17 protein-coding genes are annotated in these 20,346 nt (G+C 60.9%); 7 read left to right on the top strand and 10 right to left on the bottom strand.

Annotated elements, in window-relative coordinates:
- Positions 1–40: 40 nt before the first annotated feature.
- The 5 genes from LRK71_RS01200 to LRK71_RS01180 form a co-directional block, all read right to left on the bottom strand.
- Positions 41–898 carry a hydroxymethylglutaryl-CoA lyase gene (locus tag LRK71_RS01200; RefSeq protein WP_232400503.1) on the bottom strand — a complete coding sequence of 286 codons (858 nt, stop codon included), beginning with the start codon at positions 896–898 and terminating at the stop codon, positions 41–43.
- An 81-nt stretch (positions 899–979) separates the two neighbouring features.
- A complete protein-coding gene (locus LRK71_RS01195; RefSeq protein WP_232400502.1) occupies positions 980–2,926 on the bottom strand; it encodes an acetyl/propionyl/methylcrotonyl-CoA carboxylase subunit alpha in 1,947 nt (648 codons plus the stop codon).
- A gap of 86 nt (positions 2,927–3,012) precedes the next feature.
- A complete protein-coding gene (locus tag LRK71_RS01190) occupies positions 3,013–4,617 on the bottom strand; it encodes a carboxyl transferase domain-containing protein (protein WP_232400501.1) in 1,605 nt (534 codons plus the stop codon).
- Between the two features lie 13 nt (positions 4,618–4,630).
- Positions 4,631–4,903: a hypothetical protein gene (locus LRK71_RS01185; protein ID WP_232400500.1), complete on the bottom strand. Its 273-nt coding sequence runs from the start codon at positions 4,901–4,903 to the stop codon at positions 4,631–4,633.
- 203 nt (positions 4,904–5,106) lie between these two features.
- Positions 5,107–6,627 carry an AMP-binding protein gene (locus LRK71_RS01180; RefSeq protein WP_232400499.1) on the bottom strand — a complete coding sequence of 507 codons (1,521 nt, stop codon included), beginning with the start codon at positions 6,625–6,627 and terminating at the stop codon, positions 5,107–5,109.
- A gap of 149 nt (positions 6,628–6,776) precedes the next feature.
- Here LRK71_RS01180 and LRK71_RS01175 point away from each other — a divergent pair, with 149 nt between their 5' ends.
- A complete protein-coding gene (locus LRK71_RS01175; protein ID WP_232400497.1) occupies positions 6,777–7,379 on the top strand; it encodes an OmpW/AlkL family protein in 603 nt (200 codons plus the stop codon).
- Positions 7,380–7,476: 97 nt separating this feature from the next.
- Here LRK71_RS01175 and LRK71_RS01170 read toward each other — a convergent pair whose 3' ends face one another.
- The 3 genes from LRK71_RS01170 to LRK71_RS01160 form a co-directional block, all read right to left on the bottom strand.
- On the bottom strand, positions 7,477–8,637 hold the full coding sequence (locus LRK71_RS01170; protein ID WP_232400496.1) for an isovaleryl-CoA dehydrogenase: 1,161 nt from the start codon (positions 8,635–8,637) through the stop codon (positions 7,477–7,479).
- A 253-nt stretch (positions 8,638–8,890) separates the two neighbouring features.
- Positions 8,891–10,111: a DegT/DnrJ/EryC1/StrS family aminotransferase gene (locus LRK71_RS01165; RefSeq protein WP_232400495.1), complete on the bottom strand. Its 1,221-nt coding sequence runs from the start codon at positions 10,109–10,111 to the stop codon at positions 8,891–8,893.
- A 111-nt stretch (positions 10,112–10,222) separates the two neighbouring features.
- A complete protein-coding gene (locus tag LRK71_RS01160; protein WP_232400494.1) occupies positions 10,223–10,885 on the bottom strand; it encodes an HAD-IA family hydrolase in 663 nt (220 codons plus the stop codon).
- A 129-nt stretch (positions 10,886–11,014) separates the two neighbouring features.
- Here LRK71_RS01160 and glmU point away from each other — a divergent pair, with 129 nt between their 5' ends.
- From glmU to LRK71_RS01145, 3 genes are read left to right on the top strand one after another with little or no spacing between them, the layout of a single operon-like run.
- Positions 11,015–12,370, top strand: coding sequence for a bifunctional UDP-N-acetylglucosamine diphosphorylase/glucosamine-1-phosphate N-acetyltransferase GlmU (glmU, locus tag LRK71_RS01155; RefSeq protein ID WP_232400493.1), 1,356 nt, complete (start codon positions 11,015–11,017; stop codon positions 12,368–12,370).
- Complete coding sequence (glmS, locus tag LRK71_RS01150) at positions 12,370–14,193, top strand: glutamine--fructose-6-phosphate transaminase (isomerizing) (RefSeq protein ID WP_232400492.1); 1,824 nt, start codon at positions 12,370–12,372, stop codon at positions 14,191–14,193. Before glmU ends, glmS begins: the two co-directional genes overlap by 1 nt.
- A gap of 4 nt (positions 14,194–14,197) precedes the next feature.
- Entirely contained in the window at positions 14,198–14,974 is a 777-nt protein-coding gene (locus tag LRK71_RS01145) for a DNA alkylation repair protein (protein ID WP_232400491.1), read from the top strand.
- A 55-nt stretch (positions 14,975–15,029) separates the two neighbouring features.
- Here the strand turns inward: LRK71_RS01145 and LRK71_RS01140 are convergent, their stop codons facing one another.
- Positions 15,030–15,521 (bottom strand): hypothetical protein, encoded by a 492-nt coding sequence (locus tag LRK71_RS01140; RefSeq protein ID WP_232400490.1) that lies wholly within the window; start codon positions 15,519–15,521, stop codon positions 15,030–15,032.
- A 91-nt stretch (positions 15,522–15,612) separates the two neighbouring features.
- On the opposite strand from LRK71_RS01140, the gene moaA reads away from it, so the two are divergent.
- Genes moaA through LRK71_RS01125 form a run of 3 tightly spaced genes read left to right on the top strand, consistent with a single transcriptional unit; the run spans position 15,613 to position 18,998 of the window.
- Positions 15,613–16,623 carry a GTP 3',8-cyclase MoaA gene (gene moaA, locus LRK71_RS01135; protein ID WP_232400489.1) on the top strand — a complete coding sequence of 337 codons (1,011 nt, stop codon included), beginning with the start codon at positions 15,613–15,615 and terminating at the stop codon, positions 16,621–16,623.
- A 9-nt stretch (positions 16,624–16,632) separates the two neighbouring features.
- Positions 16,633–17,958 (top strand): 3-deoxy-D-manno-octulosonic acid transferase, encoded by a 1,326-nt coding sequence (locus LRK71_RS01130; RefSeq protein ID WP_232400488.1) that lies wholly within the window; start codon positions 16,633–16,635, stop codon positions 17,956–17,958.
- A complete protein-coding gene (locus LRK71_RS01125) occupies positions 17,955–18,998 on the top strand; it encodes a glycosyltransferase family 4 protein (protein ID WP_232400487.1) in 1,044 nt (347 codons plus the stop codon). The genes LRK71_RS01130 and LRK71_RS01125 overlap by 4 nt, the downstream gene beginning before the upstream one ends.
- A 109-nt stretch (positions 18,999–19,107) precedes the next feature.
- On the opposite strand, the gene LRK71_RS01120 is transcribed toward LRK71_RS01125, so the two are convergent.
- Positions 19,108–20,271: a M20 aminoacylase family protein gene (locus LRK71_RS01120; RefSeq protein WP_232400486.1), complete on the bottom strand. Its 1,164-nt coding sequence runs from the start codon at positions 20,269–20,271 to the stop codon at positions 19,108–19,110.
- Positions 20,272–20,346: the final 75 nt, after the last annotated feature.

Below are 20,346 nucleotides of genomic sequence, written 5' to 3'. Positions count from 1 at the left end.
CTGGCCCCGCGCCGGGGCCTGCCCGGGCAGCCAGCCCTGTTCAGTCAGTTCCGCGCATCCTGCGCGCCAAAGTGGCAGCTTCGGCCAAAATCCCACGATCCAGCCCGGTTTCATATCCCAACGCCACCAGATGATCCTGCAGCGCTTCGGTGGCAACATTGCCAGCGGCGCCCGGCGCATAAGGACAACCACCCAGACCGCCAACTGCGGCATCGAACACCCGCACCCCCAGCGCCAGCGAAGCCTCGACATTGACCAAGGCGCGCCCCGCCGTGTCATGATAATGGCCCGCCAGTTGCGACACCGGCACCCGCGCCTTCACCGCCTCCAGCATCTTGCTGATGGCCTCTGGCGTTGCCTGGCCGATGGTATCGCCCAGCGAGACCTCATAACAGCCCATCTCATGTAGCTGCTGCGCCACCCGCGCCACCTGCTTTGGGGCCGTCGCGCCATCAAAGGGGCAATCCGTCACACAGGACACATAGCCCCGTACTGGCAGATTGATCGCCGCTGCCGCTGCCATGATCGGCTCAAACCGCTCCAGGCTTTCAGCAATGGTCGCATTGATATTTGCCCGCGAAAACCCTTCAGAGGCAGAGGCAAAGACTGCTATCTCATCTGCCCCTGCCGCCACCGCATCCCGGTAGCCGCGCATATTCGGGGTCAAAGCTGCATAAGAAACCCCGGCGATCCGGCCAATTCCGGCGAGGACCTCGGCGCTGCCCGCCATCTGCGGCACCCATTTAGGCGAGACAAAACTCGCCACCTCGATACGGCGAAACCCGGCCCGCGACAGGCAGTCGACCAAGGCAATCTTTTCCGCCACCGGAATGGCCCGCGTTTCGTTCTGCAGCCCGTCGCGCGGCCCCATCTCAAAGATCTCGACAGTCCGTTGCACGCTCCGCCCCTCCTTCATCTTACTCTAAATACCTAAACTCCGGACCGCGCCCCAGAGCGCGCGGCTCGCACCTGACGCGGCCTAGCTCTCTTCCAGGCGCACCAGCGCAGCACCAGCCTCAACCTGATCGCCCTCGGCAGCCAGAACCTCGGCTACCGTGCCGTCGCGGGCGGCCAACAGGGAATGTTCCATTTTCATCGCTTCCAGGATGGCCAGTCGGTCGCCCTCTTTGACCTCAGCCCCCGCCTTGGCGAATACCGCCTTGACCAAGCCCGGCATCGGCGCTTCCACCACATTGAGATCGCCGCCCGCCGTGGCGTCGCGCTCCAGCGGGTCGATGACCTCAAAGCGGAGCCCATAATCGGCATAGACGGTGATGACCGGCCCCGCCTGCGACAGGTTCGGCAGGCTATGCCCCCCCAGATCCCAGATACCGCCGCGGCGGTTGGCCACCAGCTCAACGCTGCCGCTGTCACTTTGCAGGGTCCAAACCTGCCGGTCCGGACCGGCAACCTCGACCATGGCCTCAATCAGCGCGCCATCCTGCGACAAGTGCACCGAGCGGTGCAGATCAGCCCAAAGCGAAAAGCCGCTGTCCCAGGAGGTGTTGATCAGCCCCAGCGCCTGCATGGCAGCGGCAACCTGATGATGAGGCTGCATCTCGGGCGCCGCAACCAGGCTCTCCAGATCGCGCGCGATCAACCCGGTATCGACCTCGCCTCTCGAAAATCCGGCGTGGCCGGCCAGCCCCCCCAGAAAGGCCAGGTTGGTCACGGTGCCGCCCACCTCGGTTTCGGCCAGGGCCTGCGACAGGCGCGACAGGGCAATGGCGCGGGTGGGGCCATGCACGATGACCTTGGCAATCATCGGATCATACCAAGGGCTGATGGTATCGCCTGCGCGTACCCCGCTGTCGGCGCGACAGCCTGCGGGAAATTGCAGATGTGTCAGGGTGCCGGTGGCTGGCAAAAACCCCTTTGGCACATCTTCAGCATAAAGCCGCGCCTCAAAGGCGTGGCCCGAAATCGCCAGATCCTCTTGCTGGGCTGGCAGGCTTTCGCCTGCAGCGACGCGCAGCTGCCATTCAACCAGATCCACACCGGTGATCAACTCTGATACCGGATGCTCCACCTGCAGTCGGGTGTTCATCTCCATGAACCAGAAGCCATCGGCGCGCAGACCATCGGAGCCATCAACGATGAATTCCACCGTGCCAGCCCCCTTGTAGCCAATGGCCTCGGCGGCGCGCACGCCGGCCGCGCCCATGGCGGCGCGCATCTCGTCGCTCATGCCCGGAGCCGGAGCCTCTTCGATCACCTTTTGGTGGCGACGCTGCAACGAGCAGTCTCGCTCAAACAGATGTACCGCGTGGGTGCCATCGCCAAAGACCTGGATTTCGATATGTCGGGGCTGCTGGATGTATTTTTCGATCAGGACATCCGCATTGCCAAAGGCGGTTGTCGCCTCGCCCCGGGCGCTGGCAAGCGCTTCGGCAAATTCACTGCCAGCCTCAACCAGGCGCATGCCCTTGCCACCGCCACCGGCTACGGCCTTGATCAATACCGGGTAGCCAATTTTATCGGCCTCGGCTTTCAGGAAGTCAGCCTGCTGATTGGCGCCGTGATAGCCAGGGACCACGGGCACACCGGCCGCCTCCATCAGGACCTTTGCGGCGTCTTTCAGCCCCATTTTGCGGATCGCATCCGCCGAGGGGCCAATAAAGGTAAGGCCAGCCGCCTCAACCGCCTCGACAAAATCGGGGTTCTCAGAGAGAAAGCCATAGCCAGGATGAATGGCCTTTGCCCCGGATTGTTTTGCCAGGGCAATGATCTCGTCGCCCAGCAGGTAACTGTCCGCCGGAGCAGAGCCATGGCCAATATGCAATGCCTCATCCGCAAGCGCCACATGTTTGGCGGCGCGGTCGGCATCGGAATAGAGCGCAATGGTTTTGACACCCAGCGCGCGGGCGGTTTCTATCACACGGCAGGCAATTTCACCGCGATTGGCAATCAGAATTTTATCGAACATGGGGATGGTCCTTTGTCTGCAACGTCGGACCGAGGGCTCTGCCCCCGGACCCCCGAGGTATTTTTGGCAAGATGAATGACAGGCATTTACATGCGGAAGACGCCAAAGCGGGTTTCATCGATTTCTGCATTGAGCGCGGCCTGCAGCGACAGGGCCAGCACCTCCCGGCTCTTGCGGGGGTCGATGATACCATCGTCCCAGAGCCGTGCTGCGGCATAGAGCGGGTGGCTTTGTTCTTCGAACATATCAATGGTGGGCTGCTTGAACTCGGCTTCGTCTGATGCTGACCAGCTGCCTCCCTGGCGCTCGATCGCGTCACGTTTCACCGTGGCCAGCACGCCTGCCGCCTGTTCACCGCCCATGACCGAGATGCGCGAGTTGGGCCAGGTCCAGAGGAAACGCGGCTGATAGGCCCGCCCCGCCATGCCGTAGTTGCCCGCGCCAAAGGAGCCGCCGACCAGCATGGTGATCTTGGGGACATTGGTTGAAGCCACTGCCGTCACCATCTTGGCACCGTGGCGAGCGATGCCTTCGTTTTCATATTTGCGGCCCACCATGAAGCCGGTGATGTTTTGTAAAAAGACCAGTGGGATTTTGCGCTGTGAGCAAAGTTCTACAAAATGCGCGCCTTTTTGGGCGGCTTCGGAGAACAATACGCCGTTGTTCGCGATGATCCCCACAGGGCAGCCTTTGACATGGGCAAAGCCGGTGACCAGGGTTTCGCCGTAGCGCGGCTTGAATTCATCAAAGCGCGAGCCGTCCACCAGACGCGCAATCACTTCGCGGATATCATAGGGGGTACGCAGATCACCGGGCACCACTCCGAGGATTTCTTCGGGATCATAGGCGGGCTCTTCGGGAGAGGCCCAGTTCACCGTCTGCGGTTTGATGATGTTGAGCGACTGCACCGCACGGCGCGCCAGAGCCAGGGCGTGGGCATCATCTTCTGCCAGATAATCGGCCACACCAGACAGGCGGGTGTGCACATCGCCCCCCCCCAGATCTTCGGCCGAGACAACCTCGCCCGTGGCGGCTTTGACCAGGGGCGGACCAGCCAGGAAAATCGTGCCCTGTTCCTTGACGATGATGGTGACATCGGACATCGCAGGTACATAGGCGCCCCCGGCCGTGCAAGAGCCCATGACAACGGCAATCTGCGGGATGCCCTTGGAGGACATGCGCGCTTGGTTGTAAAAGATCCGGCCAAAGTGGTCGCGATCTGGAAAGACCTCGTCCTGTTGCGGCAGATTGGCACCGCCACTATCCACCAGATAGATGCAGGGGAGGCGGTTCTCTTCTGCGATCTCTTGCGCGCGCAGGTGTTTTTTCACCGTCATCGGGTAGTAGGTACCGCCCTTTACCGTGGCATCATTGCAGACCACCATGACCTCTTGTCCGTGGACCCGGCCAATACCGGCGATTACCCCGGCTGCGGGGGCGGCACCGTCATACATATTGTGGGCGGCAGTGGCACCAATTTCCAGAAATGGCGAACCGGGATCCAGCAGATTTGCCACCCGGCGGCGCGGCAGCATCTTGCCCCGGCTTTCATGGCGGGCGCGAGATTTTTCGCCCCCCCCCAGGCGCGCGGCCTCGGCCACTGCAGAAATCTGCGCCAGCGCATCGAGATGCGCGGCCTGGTTTGCCTTGAAACCTTCGGAGGAAGGCATCGCCTTGGATTTGAGTTTCATGTGTGCGTCCTTCTCACCTGTTACGGTTTGATTGGTGGCGTTCAACCACGCGGAGTTTGAACCATTTCAAAAGCGCCGTTTGATAAGCGCAGAGTTCGGTGGCGTTCAGGTCTGCAACCTGGGTCGTGGAGCAATCCGCCTGCGGTGTCGCCTGTGGCAACAGATCGGCAAACGCAGAAGGGGCTTCAGCCTGCTCGGAGGCCTCAGGATAGGTCCTTCCAATACGAGCGCTGTCCTGTTCCAGCCAGGAGGTCACCTCAGCGAGACAATCTCCCTGAGACTGCATCTCCCGACTCATGTTGCAAAGTTCTCTCGCTGTAGAGACACAAAGCTGGAGCATTGGAGGTTGCAGAGGAACATCGAGGATACGACTGCTGCAGGCCACGAGATACCCCTGAGTATCAAAACCCGGGCTTGGGTGCCTGTCCGCCGCAGCCAAGATGGGGGCCAAAACCAGTGCTAGGGTGGCAACACAGGATTGATTGTTTCTCATGCCCTTACCTCGCCAGCAGCCCTTGCTTTGAGTTCCTTGCGGATCACCTTACCGGTCACGGTCATCGGCAGGGCGTCCAGAAAGGCGATTTCGCGGGGGTAGGAATACTGGGCAAGGCGCGCCTTGACGTAGTCCTGCAGCTCTTTTTCGGTGGCTTCAGCGCCGTCTTTCAACACCACATAGGCCTTGACGATCTCTGTGCGCATCGGGTCAGGCTTGCCGACGACGCCCACGGTAGCGACGCTGGGGTGGGTCATCAGGCAGTCTTCGATCTCGGCCGGGCCGATGCGATAACCAGAGGAGGTGATCACGTCGTCCTCACGACCAACAAAGCGCAGGAAGTCGTCTTCCCAAATGCCGCGGTCGCCGGTGACCAGCCAGTCACCGCAGAATTTGGCGGCGGTTTCGGCGGGGCGGTTCCAGTATTCCAGCATCATCGAAGCAGACCCGCGCCGTACCGCGACATCTCCCTCTTCGGAGGTGGGATGGCCATCGCCGTCGAGAACGGCCAGTTCATGGCCCGGCACTGGCTTGCCAATGCAACCGGGGCGCGGCGCATAGTCCACACCGCAGGATGAGGCCACCATATTGCATTCGGTCTGACCGTAGAATTCATTGATGGTCAGACCGAAATGCGCCTGGCCCCAGGCGAGCATCTCTGCGCCCAGGGGCTCTCCACCACTGGCAACAGAGCGCAGACCGTCGAGCCCCTGCCCCGCCGCTTTCAGCATGCGCAACGCTGTGGGGGGAAAGAAAACATTGCGTATATCGCCGCGCCGCACCAGATCAGCGCAGGCCTCGGGGCTGAACTTATCCAGCCGCGCCGCCACCACCGGCACGCCCAGCGCCAGCCCCGGCATCAAGACATCAAACAGGCCGCCAATCCAGGCCCAATCTGCCGGGGTCCACAGGCAGTCTCCGGGATGGCCCAGATGATCATGGCTGACAGACACACCGGGCAAATGGCCGGTCAGCACCCGATGACCATGCAGCGCCCCCTTGGGGCTTCCCGTGGTACCCGAGGTATAGATCAGCACCGCTGGCGTTTCTGGCCTCGTCGCGGCAAAGGCAACCGGGTCACCGGATCGCCCGGCCTGGTCCACCAGCACCGCCTCGGCCAGATCCCCCAAGAGTTCTGCCCCGTCGGCATCGGTCAGGACAAAGGCGACGCCAGCGTCCCCGGAACGCGACGCCAGCGCATCGCGTTTGAACAGCTTGAACAATGGGACTGAAACCGCCCCCAGCTTCCAGATTGCCAGATGCGCGGCGGCACACCAAGGCGACTGGCTAAGCAAGACGCCAACCCGGTCACCCGCCTGGATGCGCGGCTGCATATAACGCGCCAAGCCGTCAACCATTTCGGCCAATTGCCCATGGCTGATGTCCCGGCGCTCTGGCCCTGTCAGATCAATGATCGCCAGCGCCGCTGGCGCATGCGCCATGGCCTGGGCCGCCATATTCAGCTCTGCAGGCAGAGACCAAGACCCGTCTGAGGTTAAACCCGGATATTTTCTCATCAGCAGCCACTCTCAAATTGCATAGCAGGTATGCAGGATTTTCCTGCAAACCCAAGGGGAAAGCGAGCTCTCCCTTGATCCAGATCAGAGTATTCATCTGGGCAAGGGCGCAAAGAGGAGGCGCAAATACAAGAAAAGGGATTCCCCCCATGAAACGCTCTGCTTCCATTCTCGCCCTGGCAACCGCCTGCACTGTTGTGGCTGCCCCGGCTTTTGCCCAGTCTCAAGGCGACTGGACCTTTGGTGTCGGTGTCATCAACGTCAACCCCAAGTCGGATAACGGCACCCTGGCCGGTGGTGCGACCACAATGTCCGACGACACCCAGCTCTCTTTGACCGCAGAGTACTTCATCCGCGACAACCTTGGCATCGAGTTGCTGGCGGCAAGCCCCTTTGAGCACGACATCAATATCGGTGGTGCCCTTGCAGGGACATCCAAGCAGCTTCCACCCACCCTGTCGATCAACTACCACTTCCCCACCAATGGCAAAATCAAACCCTTCATCGGGGCCGGGATCAACTACACCACCTTCTTTGAAGAACAGTCTTCCCTTGGTGTGCTGGAACTTGAAGACAGCTGGGGCTTTGCGATCCAGGCAGGGGCTGACTGGCAGGTTTCGGACAAGGGCGCGCTGCGTCTGAATGTACGCTACATGGACATCGAATCCGACGCCTACCTGAACGGCGCCTCTATCGGCACAGCCGAAATTGACCCGGTCACCATTGGTGTCAGCTACGTTCACAGGTTCTGATCCCTTGATCTAACATCAACTGGCGGGCCCGCAGGGGCCTGCCAAACGCCGCAATCCCCCCGGCTGGCCTCCCTCGGACAGCTGGGGGTTTGTTGGTTTACATGGTGCTCATCAGCTCACGGCCGATCAGCATCCGGCGGATCTCCGAGGTGCCCGCGCCAATTTCCATCAGTTTTGCATCGCGGAAGATCCGACCTACGGGGTTATCGGACAGATAGCCTGCCCCGCCCAGCGCCTGCACCGCTTGGTGCGCTTGGGTCATTGCCTGTTCAGAGGCAAACAGGCAGCAGGCAGCCGCATCCTGGCGGGTCACGGTGCCCTTGTCGCAGGCCTTTGCCACCTCATAAACATATGAGCGTGCTGCGTTCATTGCCGTATACATATCGGCAATCTTGCCCTGCATCAGCTGGAAGTTCCCGATCGGTTGGCCAAACTGCTTGCGCTCTTTCAGGTAGGGCATCATCTCGTCCATACAGGCGGCCATGATCCCGGTGCCGATGCCGGCCAGCACAACGCGTTCGTAATCCAGCCCGGACATCAAGACCTTGACGCCCTTGCCCTCTTCGCCCAGCACGTTTTCAAACGGCACTTCGCAATCATCAAAGATCAGCTCGGCCGTGTTGGATCCGCGCATACCCAGCTTGTCGAAATGCGGCGAGGTCGAAAAACCTGTCATGCTCTTCTCGACGATAAAGGCGGTGATGCCCTTGGAGCCAGCATCAGGATCGGTCTTGGCATAGACCACCAGTGTATCGGCATCCGGGCCATTGGTGATCCAGTATTTATTGCCGTTCAGGCGGTAGTGATCGTTCCGCTTTTCCGCCCGCAGCGACATCGACACCACATCCGACCCGGCGCCCGCTTCGGACATGGCAAGGGCCCCGACATGTTGACCGGACACCAGACCGGGCAGATATTTTTTCTTTTGCTCATCGCTGCCGTTCAGCTTGATCTGATTGACGCAAAGATTTGAATGCGCGCCATAAGACAACGAGACCGAGGCGCTGGCCCGCGCCACTTCCTCAACCGCGACCGTGTGGGCCAGATACGACATGCCCGCACCGCCGAACTCTTCCGGCACAGTGATGCCCAGCAGGCCAAGCTCGCCCATCTCCCCCCAGAGTTCGGCTGGGAATTCATTTTTCTGGTCGATGTCTTGCGCCATGGGTTTGACGCGATCCTGCGCCCAACGATGCACCATGTCGCGCAGCGCATTTACCTCATCTCCAAGATCGAATTGCATGCTCGCATTGAACATTTCCCGCTCCCTTTCCCACAGTCATAGCCAACTTATCTGAACACTTGTTCATTTCATAGAGTGCAACCTTGATTCGGGTCAATCCCTGCCCTGTGATAGCGACTGCCCGCCAAATCGTCGAAACTGGGATTATCAAGTAAAACCAAGGATTAGATCGGAAAGTCAAAAAAGCACGGGGGTACAAAAAAGGGGACGCCAAACTGGCCCCCCCCCCGCTGCAATACTGTTTCACTCTGGCAAAACTGCTGCCGTCCTAGCCGCCCTGGCGCCCGCAGAGCTGCGCCTCAGACTGGAAGACTGTTCCCACTTCTTCCCGAATGATCCGCGCAATTTGGGCGCAGTCTTCCAAGCTAAAGGTCAGGGGCACCCGCATATCGACAATCCCGGCCAGGATGCGGTCGCTTTTAGGCAGGCTCTGCGCCTCAACATAGCGCCAGCTGTCATAGCGCGAGGTAAAGGCCACTGGTTCCGGGGTGCCAAACCACTTCAGCTCCACCCCCCGCGCGCCACAACGGGCGATCACCTCTTGCAGCGCTTCATCGCGCCAATCAAGCAGAAGGAACTGGATCGACGACCCGACATAGCTTTCGGCCTCGGGGCGTTCGACAATGGTCAGGCCGGGGGTCTCGCGCAGCCCGGATTCAATAACACGGTAGCGTTCATTCCAACGTGCCACCTGCGCGTCAAGATCGTACAGTTGGGGGCGTAAAATAGCGGCCCGCAGATTATCCATGCGGCCGGAAATATTCGGGGTCTCGTATTTCACCTGTTCAAATGCCTCGGGCGGGGGCGCTGCCAGATGGCGTTCATACAGCATGTAGGACCCCGACAGCATGATCGCACGGGCGGCGATTTCGGTATCATCGGTGACGAGCAGGCCACCTTCACCGGAATTTACATGCTTATAGGTCTGACAAGAATAGCAGCCCACCGCGCCCTGTCGGCCCGAGGCCTGCCCCTTCCAGGCCGCCCCCATGGTATGGGCGCAGTCCTCGATCACGATGATGCCAGCGTTATCACAAATCTGCATCAGGCGATCCATATCACACAGATGCCCGCGCATATGGCTCAGCATCAGGACGCGCGCCTGATCTGCCTTGGCCGCCAGATCATCCAGATCAATGGTCAGATCCTCGCTGACGCCAACAAAGACCGGAGAAGCGCCCACCGCAGCAATCGCCCCCGGCACGGGCGCCAGGGTAAAGGCATTGGTCAGCACCCAGTCGCCATGCTGCACCCCGACGGCGCGCAGCGCGGTGGCCAGCGCATAACCGCCCGAAGCCACCGCCAGGCAATATTTGGCACCGATCTGGGCCGCGAACTCCTGCTCCAGCAGGGCCGTCTCGCCATGTTCCCCCTCGGTGACGTTATAGCGATGCAGGCGCCCATGGCGCAGAACCTGCAGTGCGGCCTCGATCGCCGCCTCAGAGAGTGCTTCTTGCTGGGTGAAGCTGCCAGTAAATTTCTCGCTCATAAGGGGTTTGTGAGCCGCACTTTCGCGGCGGTCAAGGGGGAACAAACCCCTGGCAAGCCCCCAAACCCTTGGCAAGCCCCCCCTGGCGTGCCACCGCCAAGCCGCCAGCCCCTAGCCAATCAGCCGGGCGACCATCTCGGGCAGGTCTTCGTAGCGCTGCAACAAGGCCTCAGGCTTGAGCGCCGCCATATCACCACCCGCCGGACCAAAGGTTACCAGCACCGACGGCACCCCGGCATTGGCCGCCGTGTTGCGGTCAGTATCACTGTCGCCGATCAGAATGGTTTTAGCCGGATCCCCGCCAGCCCGCCGCGCGGCCTCGAACAGGGGCTCGGGGTCAGGTTTGCGTACCGGCAGGGTATCCGCACCCACCAAAGAGGCAAAAGCCGCCCGCACCCCCAAAGAGCGCATCAGCTGTTCGGCCAGGGCCTCTGGCTTGTTGGTGCAGATGCCAACGCCATAACCCGCCAGTTTCAGGGCCTCCACCGCCTCCATCGCGCCGGGATACAGGAAAGTGTGGTGATCTATGGCGTCGCGGTAGGCCGTCAGCAGGACCGGGTAGTAATCTTCGACCTTCGCCGCATCATAGACGCCTGCCCGTTTCATCCCTGCCGTCAGCATCATCTTGCCACCGCGCAGGGCCGTGGCCGCATCCTGCGGCTGGGTCAGCACATCCCCAAGCCCCATCTGGCGAAAACAGGAATTTGCCGCCGCCAAAAGATCACCCGAAGTATCCGCCAGTGTTCCATCCAGATCAAAGATAACTGTTCGCATTTTGCCCCCACTCGGCGTTTTTTTGCTGGCCTTTATTGCAAGTCGCAACCATCTTTGATGGCTCTTTAGCTTGCACCCTTGCTGTTAGCCGATAGAACGGGGGCAATAAAGTCAAAGAGAAAACTGATTATGAGCATAGCCCTTGTCGTGCTTGCCGCTGGCAAAGGCACACGCATGAATTCGGATCTCCCCAAGGTTCTACACCCCATTGCTCAGGCGTCAATGCTAGAGCACGCGCTGGCTGCAGGCCGCGCCCTGGATCCAGAACGGGTGATCGTTGTCGCTGGTCACGGTGCCGAGGCGGTGCAGGCCACCGTTGCCGACATCGATGAAAGCGCCGAGGTGGTCTTGCAGCAGGAACAGCTTGGCACCGCCCATGCGGTAGATCAGGCCCGCGCCGCCCTAAAGGGGTTCAGCGGCGATGTTGTGGTGCTATACGGCGATACGCCCTTTGTCAGCCCCGAAACCCTGGAACGCATGATTGCCGCCCGCGCCAGCGCCGATCTGGTGGTGCTGGGCTTTCAGGCTGCGGACCCAGCCCGCTATGGCCGATTGGTGATGCAGGGTGACAGCCTGGAGCGCATTGTCGAATACAAAGACGCCTCTGAGGCAGAGCGCGCCTTGAACTTCTGTAACTCGGGCCTAATGACCTGTAACGCAGGGCTGATGTTTGACCTGATCGCCCAGATCGGCAATGACAATGCTTCGGGGGAATACTACCTCACCGATCTGGTAGAGGGCGCGCGCAAATCGGGCCGCAGCGTCACTGCTGTTGCCTGTGATGAAAGCGAAACCCTTGGCGTGAATTCACGCAGCGATCTGGCTGCTGCCGATGCGGTATTTCAGGCGAAAGCGCGGGCAGAGTTGATGGATCTGGGCGTCACCCTGATGGCACCGGATACCGTCTATCTGGCCTTTGATACCGTGATTGGCCGCGACACGGTGATCGAACCCAATGTGGTCTTTGGCCCCGGCGTCACGATCGAAAGCGGTGCGCTGATCCGTGCCTTTTCCCATCTAGAAGGCTGCCATGTCAGCCGCGGCGCCAAGGTCGGCCCCTATGCCCGCCTGCGCCCCGGTGCGGAACTGGCTGAAGACACCCATATCGGCAACTTTGTCGAAATCAAGAACGCTGAAATCGCCGAAGGTGCCAAGGTCAACCACTTGAGCTATATCGGCGATGCCTCGATCGGCAAGGACACCAACATTGGGGCCGGCACCATCACCTGCAACTATGACGGGGTGATGAAACACCGCACCAAGATTGGCGCGCGCAGCTTCATTGGCTCTAACACCTTGCTGGTGGCCCCCGTGACACTGGGTCATGAAACCATGACGGCCTCGGGCACCGTGGTCACAAAGGATGTCGAAGACGGCGCGCTGGCCATTTCCCGTACTCGGCAAGAAAACAAACCTGGCTACGCCGAGAAGCTGATGGACATGCTGCGCGCCAAAAAGACCCGTCTGAAAAAAGGATCCGAATAATGTGTGGCATCGTAGGCGTCCTTGGCAAACATGAAGCCGCGCCCATTCTGGTAGAGGCGCTCAAGCGGCTGGAATATCGTGGCTACGACAGTGCCGGCATTGCAACCGTCAATAACGGAGTTCTGGCGCGACGGCGTGCGCTGGGGAAACTGGTCAACCTGAGCGACCAGCTGGTGCATGAACCGCTGCCCGGAAAATCCGGTATCGGCCATACCCGCTGGGCCACCCATGGGGTGCCTTCGGTGGGCAATGCCCACCCGCATCGTGCAGGCGCGGTTGCTGTTGTGCACAATGGCATCATCGAAAACTACCGCGATTTGCGCGCCGAACTGGCCAGCTGCGGTATCGAGTTTCAGACCGAAACCGACACCGAAACCGTTGCCCTGCTGACCCAGCACCACCTGGCCCAGGGGCTGTCGCCCATCGCGGCGGCCAACAAAACCCTGGACCGGCTGGAGGGGGCCTTTGCCCTCGCCTTTCTTTTCGAAGGCGAAGACGATCTGATGATTGCCGCGCGCAAGGGATCTCCGCTGGCGGTGGGGCATGGCGATGGCGAAATGTTCGTCGGCAGCGATGCCATCGCTCTGGCGCCGCTCACCCATCGCGTCACCTATCTGGAGGAAGGCGACCGGGTCTATCTGACCCGCACCAGCCTGGAAATCCGCGACGCCCAGGGCGCGCTGGCCAACCGAGCGATGAAGACCATCCAGATCGATGTGGCGCAGGTCGACAAGGCCGGCCACAAACACTTCATGGCGAAAGAGATCGCCGAACAGCCCACCGTCATCGCAGAGGCCATCCGCCACTATCTGCCTGTCGGCGAAGATGCGGTGCATCTGCCGGGTGATGGCATCGATTTCTCGCAGATCGAACGGTTGACGCTGGTGGCCTGCGGCACCGCCTTTTATGCCTGCCTGACCGCCAAATACTGGTTTGAGCAGATCGCCCGTATTCCGGTGGAAGTCGATATCGCCTCTGAGTTCCGCTACCGCGAGCCGCCCATCCCCGGCAAGACAGCGGCGCTGTTTGTCTCACAATCCGGCGAAACCGCTGATACCCTGGCGGCCCTGCGCTACTGCGTCGGCAAGGCGGATAAGATCCTGTCGGTGGTCAATGTCCCCGAAAGCTCTATCGCGCGCGAAAGCGACCTGGCCCTGCCCATTCACGCAGGTGTTGAGATCGGCGTAGCATCGACCAAGGCCTTTACCTGCCAGCTGAGCGTTTTGCTGATGCTGGCACTCAAGGCGGCAACGGATCGCGGCGAAATCTCGGCTGAGGATCTGCAGGTGCATATCTCGGCCCTGCGCGGTCTGCCCAATGTGCTTGCCGCTGGGCTGGAACAGAACGACACCATCCGCCAAGCAGCGCAAAAGCTGAGCGAAGCCCGCGACGTGTTGTTCCTGGGCCGTGGCTTGATGTTCCCGCTGGCGCTGGAAGGCGCACTGAAACTCAAGGAAATCAGCTACATACACGCCGAAGCCTATGCATCCGGAGAGTTGAAGCACGGCCCCATTGCCCTGATTGACAAACAGATGCCCGTGGTGGTGCTGGCCCCACGGGACGCTCTTTTTGATAAATCCGTTTCCAATATGCAAGAGGTCATGGCACGCAAGGGCAAGGTGTTGTTGATCTCGGATGCGGCGGGCCTTAAGGAGGGGGGAGACGGCACCTGGCAAACCATCCAGATGCCACAGGTGCATGACAGCCTGACACCTATTCTCTATGCGCTGCCGGCCCAGATGCTGGCCTATCACACCGCGGTTGCCAAAGGCACCGATGTGGATCAGCCGCGCAATCTCGCAAAATCCGTCACGGTGGAGTAACCTGATGATCCTTGAAGATGCCCTGGCCGAATTGAACGCCGCAAATGAACCCGGCCGCGCCGAACAGATGGTGAGCTATCACAAGCAAAAGCGCATCGTTCTGGGCATCCCCAACACCGCGATCAACGATATCACCAAGGCCTGGCGCCAGGCCTTGAACCTGCAAGAGCGTGTCACCCTGGCGGATGAACTGTGGAAAAGCGACGTCTTTGAGGCCCGCCTGGCCGCAGCGAAACTGCTAACCCAAGCCCGCATCAAAGACGATGCCGCGGTCTGGGATCTGCTGCAAAGCTGGCTGCCGGATTTCGACAGCTGGGCGATTGCCGATCACGCCGCCATGGCCATGCAGAAACGGCTTACCGCCGATCCAACGCGCCTTGACGAGGTCGAAGCCTGGACAACAAGCGACAATATGTGGACCCGGCGCGCCGCCCTTGTTGCCTGTCTGCCCTGGGCCAAGCTGAACAACCTCAAACCCGAAGATCAGGCGCGGCGCGACCGCATCCTGGGCTGGGCCGCCTCCTATGTGCCGGATCGCAACTGGTTCCTGCAAAAGGCCATCGCCTGGTGGGTCCGCGACCTGAGCAAACATGACGCTGCCGCCAGCCGGGAGTTTCTGATTGCCAATGGCGCAGCTATGAAGCCCTTTGCCCGCAAGGAAGCGGCGAAATACCTGAAAGAACCAATCATCTATCCCAACCTGCCCCAACCCGAGCCTGCACAGGATCAAGTGGATCAGGAAGCGCCAGATCAAGTGAGAGCTGACAAAGCAGATAGCTAAAAGCTAGGCCAGCCCCGCCTTGGGGCGTGCCTGCAGGCCGGTCTTCGCCAGAAGATCAGCCTGCGGGGGGGAGGACCTGGACCTCAACCAGCTCGCTCAAGGGGGCGCCAAGGGCGCGCATGGCACCTATTGATAGGCGCCCACCGCCGGAACTGCCCGCCGCTGCAGGTTTCAGCGTCACCGCCACTTCTTTGCCATTGGCACTGCGCAGACGCGCGGTCTGCGGCGTGGTCACCAGGTCAGTCTGCATCCACATGCCAGGGATCGCCGGATCCCCCAGCGAGGCCACCGTGCTGGCGCGTCCCTGAAAGGCATCCGCCGGGGCGGTTGAGGGCACAGCAACCAGGCTATCCGTCAGATCCGCCGGGGCCAGGGCGTCCTCGGTTGAAATCGCCGAGAGCGGCGCGCCGGGATCTGCAACTGCCGTTTGGCCAGCCCCCTGGGCTGCGTCGGGCCGCGCCCCACCAAGAATATCGGAATTCCACTGCAAGGTATTGCAAGCAGTCAGCAAAACGGCGGGCGCAAAGGCAAGGATCAGCTTTTTCATACCGCTAGCCTAGCCCTGGCACAGCGCCATGACCAGCACCAAAACGCAGTCTCTTCTTGCCCTGGGCAAGACTGCGCCTTAGCTATAGGGCATGAATGCTCCATTGATTGATCCCTTCGCCCGCACCATCACCTATCTGCGCGTCTCGGTCACCGACCGTTGTGATTTCCGCTGCGTCTATTGCATGTCGGAAAATATGACCTTTCTGCCCAAGAAAGAACTGCTGACCCTGGAAGAACTGGATCGACTATGCTCCACCTTTGTCAAATTGGGGGTGCGAAAACTGCGCATCACCGGCGGAGAGCCCCTGGTGCGGCGCGGCATTATGACCTTCTTTCAGTCCATGTCCCGGCATCTGGACAGCGGTGCCCTGCAAGAGCTGACCCTGACCACCAATGGATCGCAGCTGGAAAAATACGCCAAAGATCTGTTTGCCGCCGGGGTGCGCCGGGTGAATATCTCGCTTGATACCCTGGATGAAGAAAAATTCGCCCGCGTCACCCGCTGGGGCCGCCTGCCCCAGGTGCTGCGCGGCATTGATGCGGCGCAAAAGGCGGGGCTGCGGGTAAAGATCAACGCCGTCGCCCTAAAGGGGTTCAACGAGGCAGAGCTGCCGGACATCACCCGCTGGTGCGCCAGCCGCGACATCGACCTGACCTGGATCGAGGTGATGCCCATGGGCGAAGACATCGGCGATGCCAATCGCATCGGCCAGTTCTGGTCCCTGAAAGAGCTGCGCGCGGAATATGAAAAACACTATACCGTCAGTGATCTGGCGGAACGCTCTGGCGGCCCGGCGCGCTATGTGCGCCTGGAAGAAAGCGGCCAGAAGATCGGCTTTATCACCCCGCTCAGCCATAACTTCTGCGAAAGCTGCAACCGGGTGCGCATCACCTGCACTGGCGAAATCTATACCTGCCTCGGCCAGGAAGGATCGGCTGATCTGCGCAGCCCACTACGGGCCAGCCCCGAGGGCTCTGACCTGCTGGAAAATGCCATTCGTGCCGCCATTGGCGACAAACCAAAAGGCCATGATTTTGACTATTCCCGGCAAGAAGTCGGCGGCACCATGTCCCGCCACATGAGCCATACCGGCGGTTAAGCGAAGACCATGTCAAAACCTGCAAAAACAGCACCGCCAACGCTGCTGTTTCACAGTTATCGTGCCCTGACCGCGATGCTCTTGCCCTTTGTTTATCGCAAAGTTGCCGCAAAACTGGACGCCGAAGGCATTCCCAAACTGCGCCAGCGAGAACGACTTGGCCGGGCCAGCCAGCCCCGCCCTGATCTTGCACCGGGCGCCGCGCTGATCTGGTTTCACGGGGCCTCTGTTGGCGAAAGCCAGGCGGCGCTGACCCTCATCAACCGCCTGCGCCCGCAGCTGCCCGAGGCACGTTTTTTGCTGACCTCCGGCACGGCGACATCTGCGGTGATGGCAGCCAAACGTCTGCCCGAGGGCTGCCAGCACCAGTTTGCACCGCTGGACAGCGCCAGGGCAGTACGGCGGTTTCTGGACCATTGGCGCCCCGACGCCGGGATCTTTGTCGAAAGTGAGCTGTGGCCAGTCACCCTGGCAAGCGCCAAGGCGCGTGGTATCCGGCTGGCGCTGGTCAATGCCCGCCTGTCTGCGCGCTCGGTTGTCGGCTGGCGCAAGAAGCTGCCAACGGCGCGTTTCATCCTCGGGCTGTTTGATCTGCTGCTGGCACAGAACCCTGCGGTGGCGCAGGATTTGGTCTCCCTTGGCGGCAATGCGGACCGGGTATTTCCCAGTGGCAATCTCAAAGCCGCTGCTGCTGCGCTGCCGCAAGACACCGCCCTCGTGGCCGAAATGCGCGCCGCGCTAGCTGGACGTCCGGTCTGGATTGCCAGCTCAACCCACAAAGGCGAAGAAGAGATCATCCTGGCCGCCCATCGTGTCCTGCTGCGCGATCACCCGGATCTTTGCCTGCTTCTGGCACCGCGTCATCCGGCACGCGCCGCCGAGGTCAGCGACAAGATCACCAAGGCTGGCCTGACCTTTGCACAACGCAGCAGCGGTGCCCCCCTGGCCCGCGAAACCCAGGTCTATCTGGCCGACACATTGGGAGAGCTGGGCAGTTGGTACGCGCTGAGCGAGATTGTCTTTCTTGGGGGATCATTGCTGCCGATTGGCGGCCATAACCCCTTTGAGGTGGCCCAGGCCAAAGCCGCGGTGCTGACCGGCCCGGGCTATAGCAATTTCAGCGAGACCTTTCCGCCGCTGATCGCCGTCGGCGGCGCAGTCGAGGTGGCGAATGCCGACAGTTTGGCTATAGCAGTGGATCATTGGCTTACTCAGCCAGAGGCGCTGCACGCCGCCCGCGACGCCGCAGGCGACTATCTTGCAGCGCAATCCGGCCAACTGGATCAGGTGGTCACCCGGCTGATCGCCGGCCTCAACCTAGGAGACCCGGCGTGAATGAGCTTTATGTCACCAACTTCAACAAGAACTTCACCGGGGTCTCGGCCACTGCCGCCAATGTTCTGCGCCAGCAGATGGCGTTGCATGAGGTGCGGCTCATCGGGCGTGCCTTGCCCGCCTGCCCGGCGCCGATGTCGCTCCAGACCGCGCGCCGCCTAGCGGCAAAGCCGCCGCAGAACTACCCCTTTTCCATCTGGCATGTACGTCGCAATACCGAAATGCGCGCCGCCATCTGGAGCCGCGATATCCTGCGGCTGCCAATCCGCATTGTCTTTACCTCGGCTGCACAGCGCCGCCATTCAGTGCTGCCGCGCTGGCTGATTTCGCGCATGGATGCAGTTGTCGCCACCACCGAAAAGGCTGCGGATTTTGTGCCCCATGTGCGCGCCGTGGTACCGCACGGGGTTGATACAGATCTCTACTGCCCCGCCGAAAATCGCGCCACGGCCTGGCAGGCACTTGGCTATGGCGGTACGCTGGGGCTTGCTAGTATTGGCCGAATCCGACCGGAAAAAGGCACCGATCTCTTTGTCGAGGCGATGCTGCAGTTGCTGCCCGACCTACCTGGCGCAACCGCCCTGGTTCTGGGCCGCGCGGCACCCGAACATCAGCGATTTTTGCAGGGGCTTCAGGCCCGTATCAAGGCAGCTGGCTTAAGCGATCGCATTCTGTTTCCGGGCGAGGTTGCCCCACAGGACCTGCCGCAGATCATGCGCGCCCTGTCCCTTGTGGTGCAGCTGCCGCGCTATGAGGGCTATGGCATGGTGCCGCTGGAAGGCATGGCCAGTGGTGTGCCCTTCATCGGTTCACAAGCAGGCTATTACAGCGCCTTTTCCGCCCAGGGGACCACCGGCCAGATTGTCCCGCTAGAGGCCGCCGCCGCCGCCGCAGAGGCCGCCCTGGCGCTGTTGTCAAACCCGGACCGCCACCAGACCATGTGCGCCCGCGCCCGTGACGTTGCGACCGAGAGCTTTAGCGCCGCCCGCGAGGCCGAAGGCATCGAAACAGTCTACCAAGAGCTGTGGAACAAGGGCTAAGCCCTTGTTCAAGCCGAGATATACGCCCAGCGGCACAGCCTGACAGACAAAAGGCCCGGCACGCGCCAGGCCTTTTGCTCACGTGTAACCGCTTGGGTTGACTGCGGGATCAGGCCGCAGGCATGCGCTGTTCGACAATTTCCGCCCACCAGCTGCAGCCGGCCGGGATGGCCTCGTCGTTGAAGTTATATTCCGGATGGTGCACATCGGCACTGTCGCCATTGCCAACCAGAATATAGGCACCGGGGCGCTCTTCCAACAGGAAGGCAAAGTCTTCGCCGCCCATCACCAGCGGCGCGTCATCGCAGCCTCCGGAAATACCGCTGGCCACCTTGGCCGCGAATTCAGTCTGCTCTTCGTGATTCACCATCACCGGGTAGCCGCGATGATAGGTCACTTCTGCGCTGCCACCAAAAGTCGCCGCAACACCGGCGCAGATTTCCTTGATCCGCTTTTCGGCGAGATCGCGCATTTCTGTCGACATGGTACGCACGGTGCCTTTGATCTGAACCCGCTGCGGGATCACGTTGAACGCCTTGGAAGAGGTTTCGAACGAGGTCACCGACACAACAACCCGGTCCACCGGGTCCGCATTGCGCGATGCGATGGTCTGTAATGCCAGAACCGCCTGCGCAGACATCACGGTGGTGTCGATGGTCTCATGCGGTTTTGCCGCATGGCCGCCGCGCCCCTCAAAGGTAATGTCAAACTGGTCGGTCGCGGCAAAAAAGGCACCGGAACGGATTGCAAAGCTGCCAATCGGTTGCCCAGGCCAGTTGTGCATGCCGTAGACTTCCTGAATGCCCCAGCGTTCCATCATGCCATCGTCGCACATTTCTTTGCCGCCGCCGCCGCCTTCTTCGGCGGGCTGAAAGATCAGAACCACGGTGCCGTCAAAATTGCGGGTCTCGGACAGGTATTTCGCTGCACCCAACAGCATGGCGGTATGGCCGTCATGGCCGCAGGCATGCATCGCATCAGGGGTCTTAGAGGCATAGTCCAGCCCGGTTGCCTCGTGGATGGGCAGCGCGTCCATATCGGCGCGCAGGCCGATGACCTTGCCCGAGGTATCCGTCTTGCCCTTGATCACGCCAACAACCCCGGTGCGACCAATGCCGGTGGTGATTTCATCACAGCCAAAGCCCTTGAGCTTATCCGCCACCAGCGCAGAGGTACGGTGGGTTTCAAACAGGATCTCAGGGTTTTCGTGAATGTCACGGCGCCATTCGGTGATTTCTTTTTGCAATTCGGCAAAGCGGTTTTTGACCGGCATGGAAGCTCTCCTTTGGAAGTAACACCCCCGGCACCTTGTCCGAGGGAGGCTATTGAATCGTGGTCTCTGTCGGGC

Origin of the sequence: Pseudophaeobacter flagellatus (assembly GCF_021228235.1) — a bacterium.
Taxonomy (GTDB): Bacteria; Pseudomonadota; Alphaproteobacteria; order Rhodobacterales; family Rhodobacteraceae; genus Pseudophaeobacter; species Pseudophaeobacter flagellatus.
This window is presented reverse-complemented; position numbering and strand designations above follow the sequence as displayed.

What these genes read in the sequence shown, in the direction of transcription:
- LRK71_RS01195 (WP_232400502.1), bottom strand. Translation starts at nt 2,926, where the DNA reads ATGTTCGATAAAATTCTGATTGCCAATCGCGGTGAAATTGCCTGCCGT.
- LRK71_RS01190 (WP_232400501.1), bottom strand. Translation starts at nt 4,617, where the DNA reads ATGAAACTCAAATCCAAGGCGATGCCTTCCTCCGAAGGTTTCAAGGCA.
- LRK71_RS01185 (WP_232400500.1), bottom strand. Translation starts at nt 4,903, where the DNA reads ATGCAGTCTCAGGGAGATTGTCTCGCTGAGGTGACCTCCTGGCTGGAA.
- LRK71_RS01180 (WP_232400499.1), bottom strand. Translation starts at nt 6,627, where the DNA reads ATGAGAAAATATCCGGGTTTAACCTCAGACGGGTCTTGGTCTCTGCCT.
- LRK71_RS01175 (WP_232400497.1), top strand. Translation starts at nt 6,777, where the DNA reads ATGAAACGCTCTGCTTCCATTCTCGCCCTGGCAACCGCCTGCACTGTT.
- LRK71_RS01170 (WP_232400496.1), bottom strand. Translation starts at nt 8,637, where the DNA reads ATGTTCAATGCGAGCATGCAATTCGATCTTGGAGATGAGGTAAATGCG.
- LRK71_RS01165 (WP_232400495.1), bottom strand. Translation starts at nt 10,111, where the DNA reads ATGAGCGAGAAATTTACTGGCAGCTTCACCCAGCAAGAAGCACTCTCT.
- LRK71_RS01160 (WP_232400494.1), bottom strand. Translation starts at nt 10,885, where the DNA reads ATGCGAACAGTTATCTTTGATCTGGATGGAACACTGGCGGATACTTCG.
- glmU (WP_232400493.1), top strand. Translation starts at nt 11,015, where the DNA reads ATGAGCATAGCCCTTGTCGTGCTTGCCGCTGGCAAAGGCACACGCATG.
- glmS (WP_232400492.1), top strand. Translation starts at nt 12,370, where the DNA reads ATGTGTGGCATCGTAGGCGTCCTTGGCAAACATGAAGCCGCGCCCATT.
- LRK71_RS01145 (WP_232400491.1), top strand. Translation starts at nt 14,198, where the DNA reads ATGATCCTTGAAGATGCCCTGGCCGAATTGAACGCCGCAAATGAACCC.
- LRK71_RS01140 (WP_232400490.1), bottom strand. Translation starts at nt 15,521, where the DNA reads ATGAAAAAGCTGATCCTTGCCTTTGCGCCCGCCGTTTTGCTGACTGCT.
- moaA (WP_232400489.1), top strand. Translation starts at nt 15,613, where the DNA reads ATGAATGCTCCATTGATTGATCCCTTCGCCCGCACCATCACCTATCTG.
- LRK71_RS01130 (WP_232400488.1), top strand. Translation starts at nt 16,633, where the DNA reads ATGTCAAAACCTGCAAAAACAGCACCGCCAACGCTGCTGTTTCACAGT.
- LRK71_RS01120 (WP_232400486.1), bottom strand. Translation starts at nt 20,271, where the DNA reads ATGCCGGTCAAAAACCGCTTTGCCGAATTGCAAAAAGAAATCACCGAA.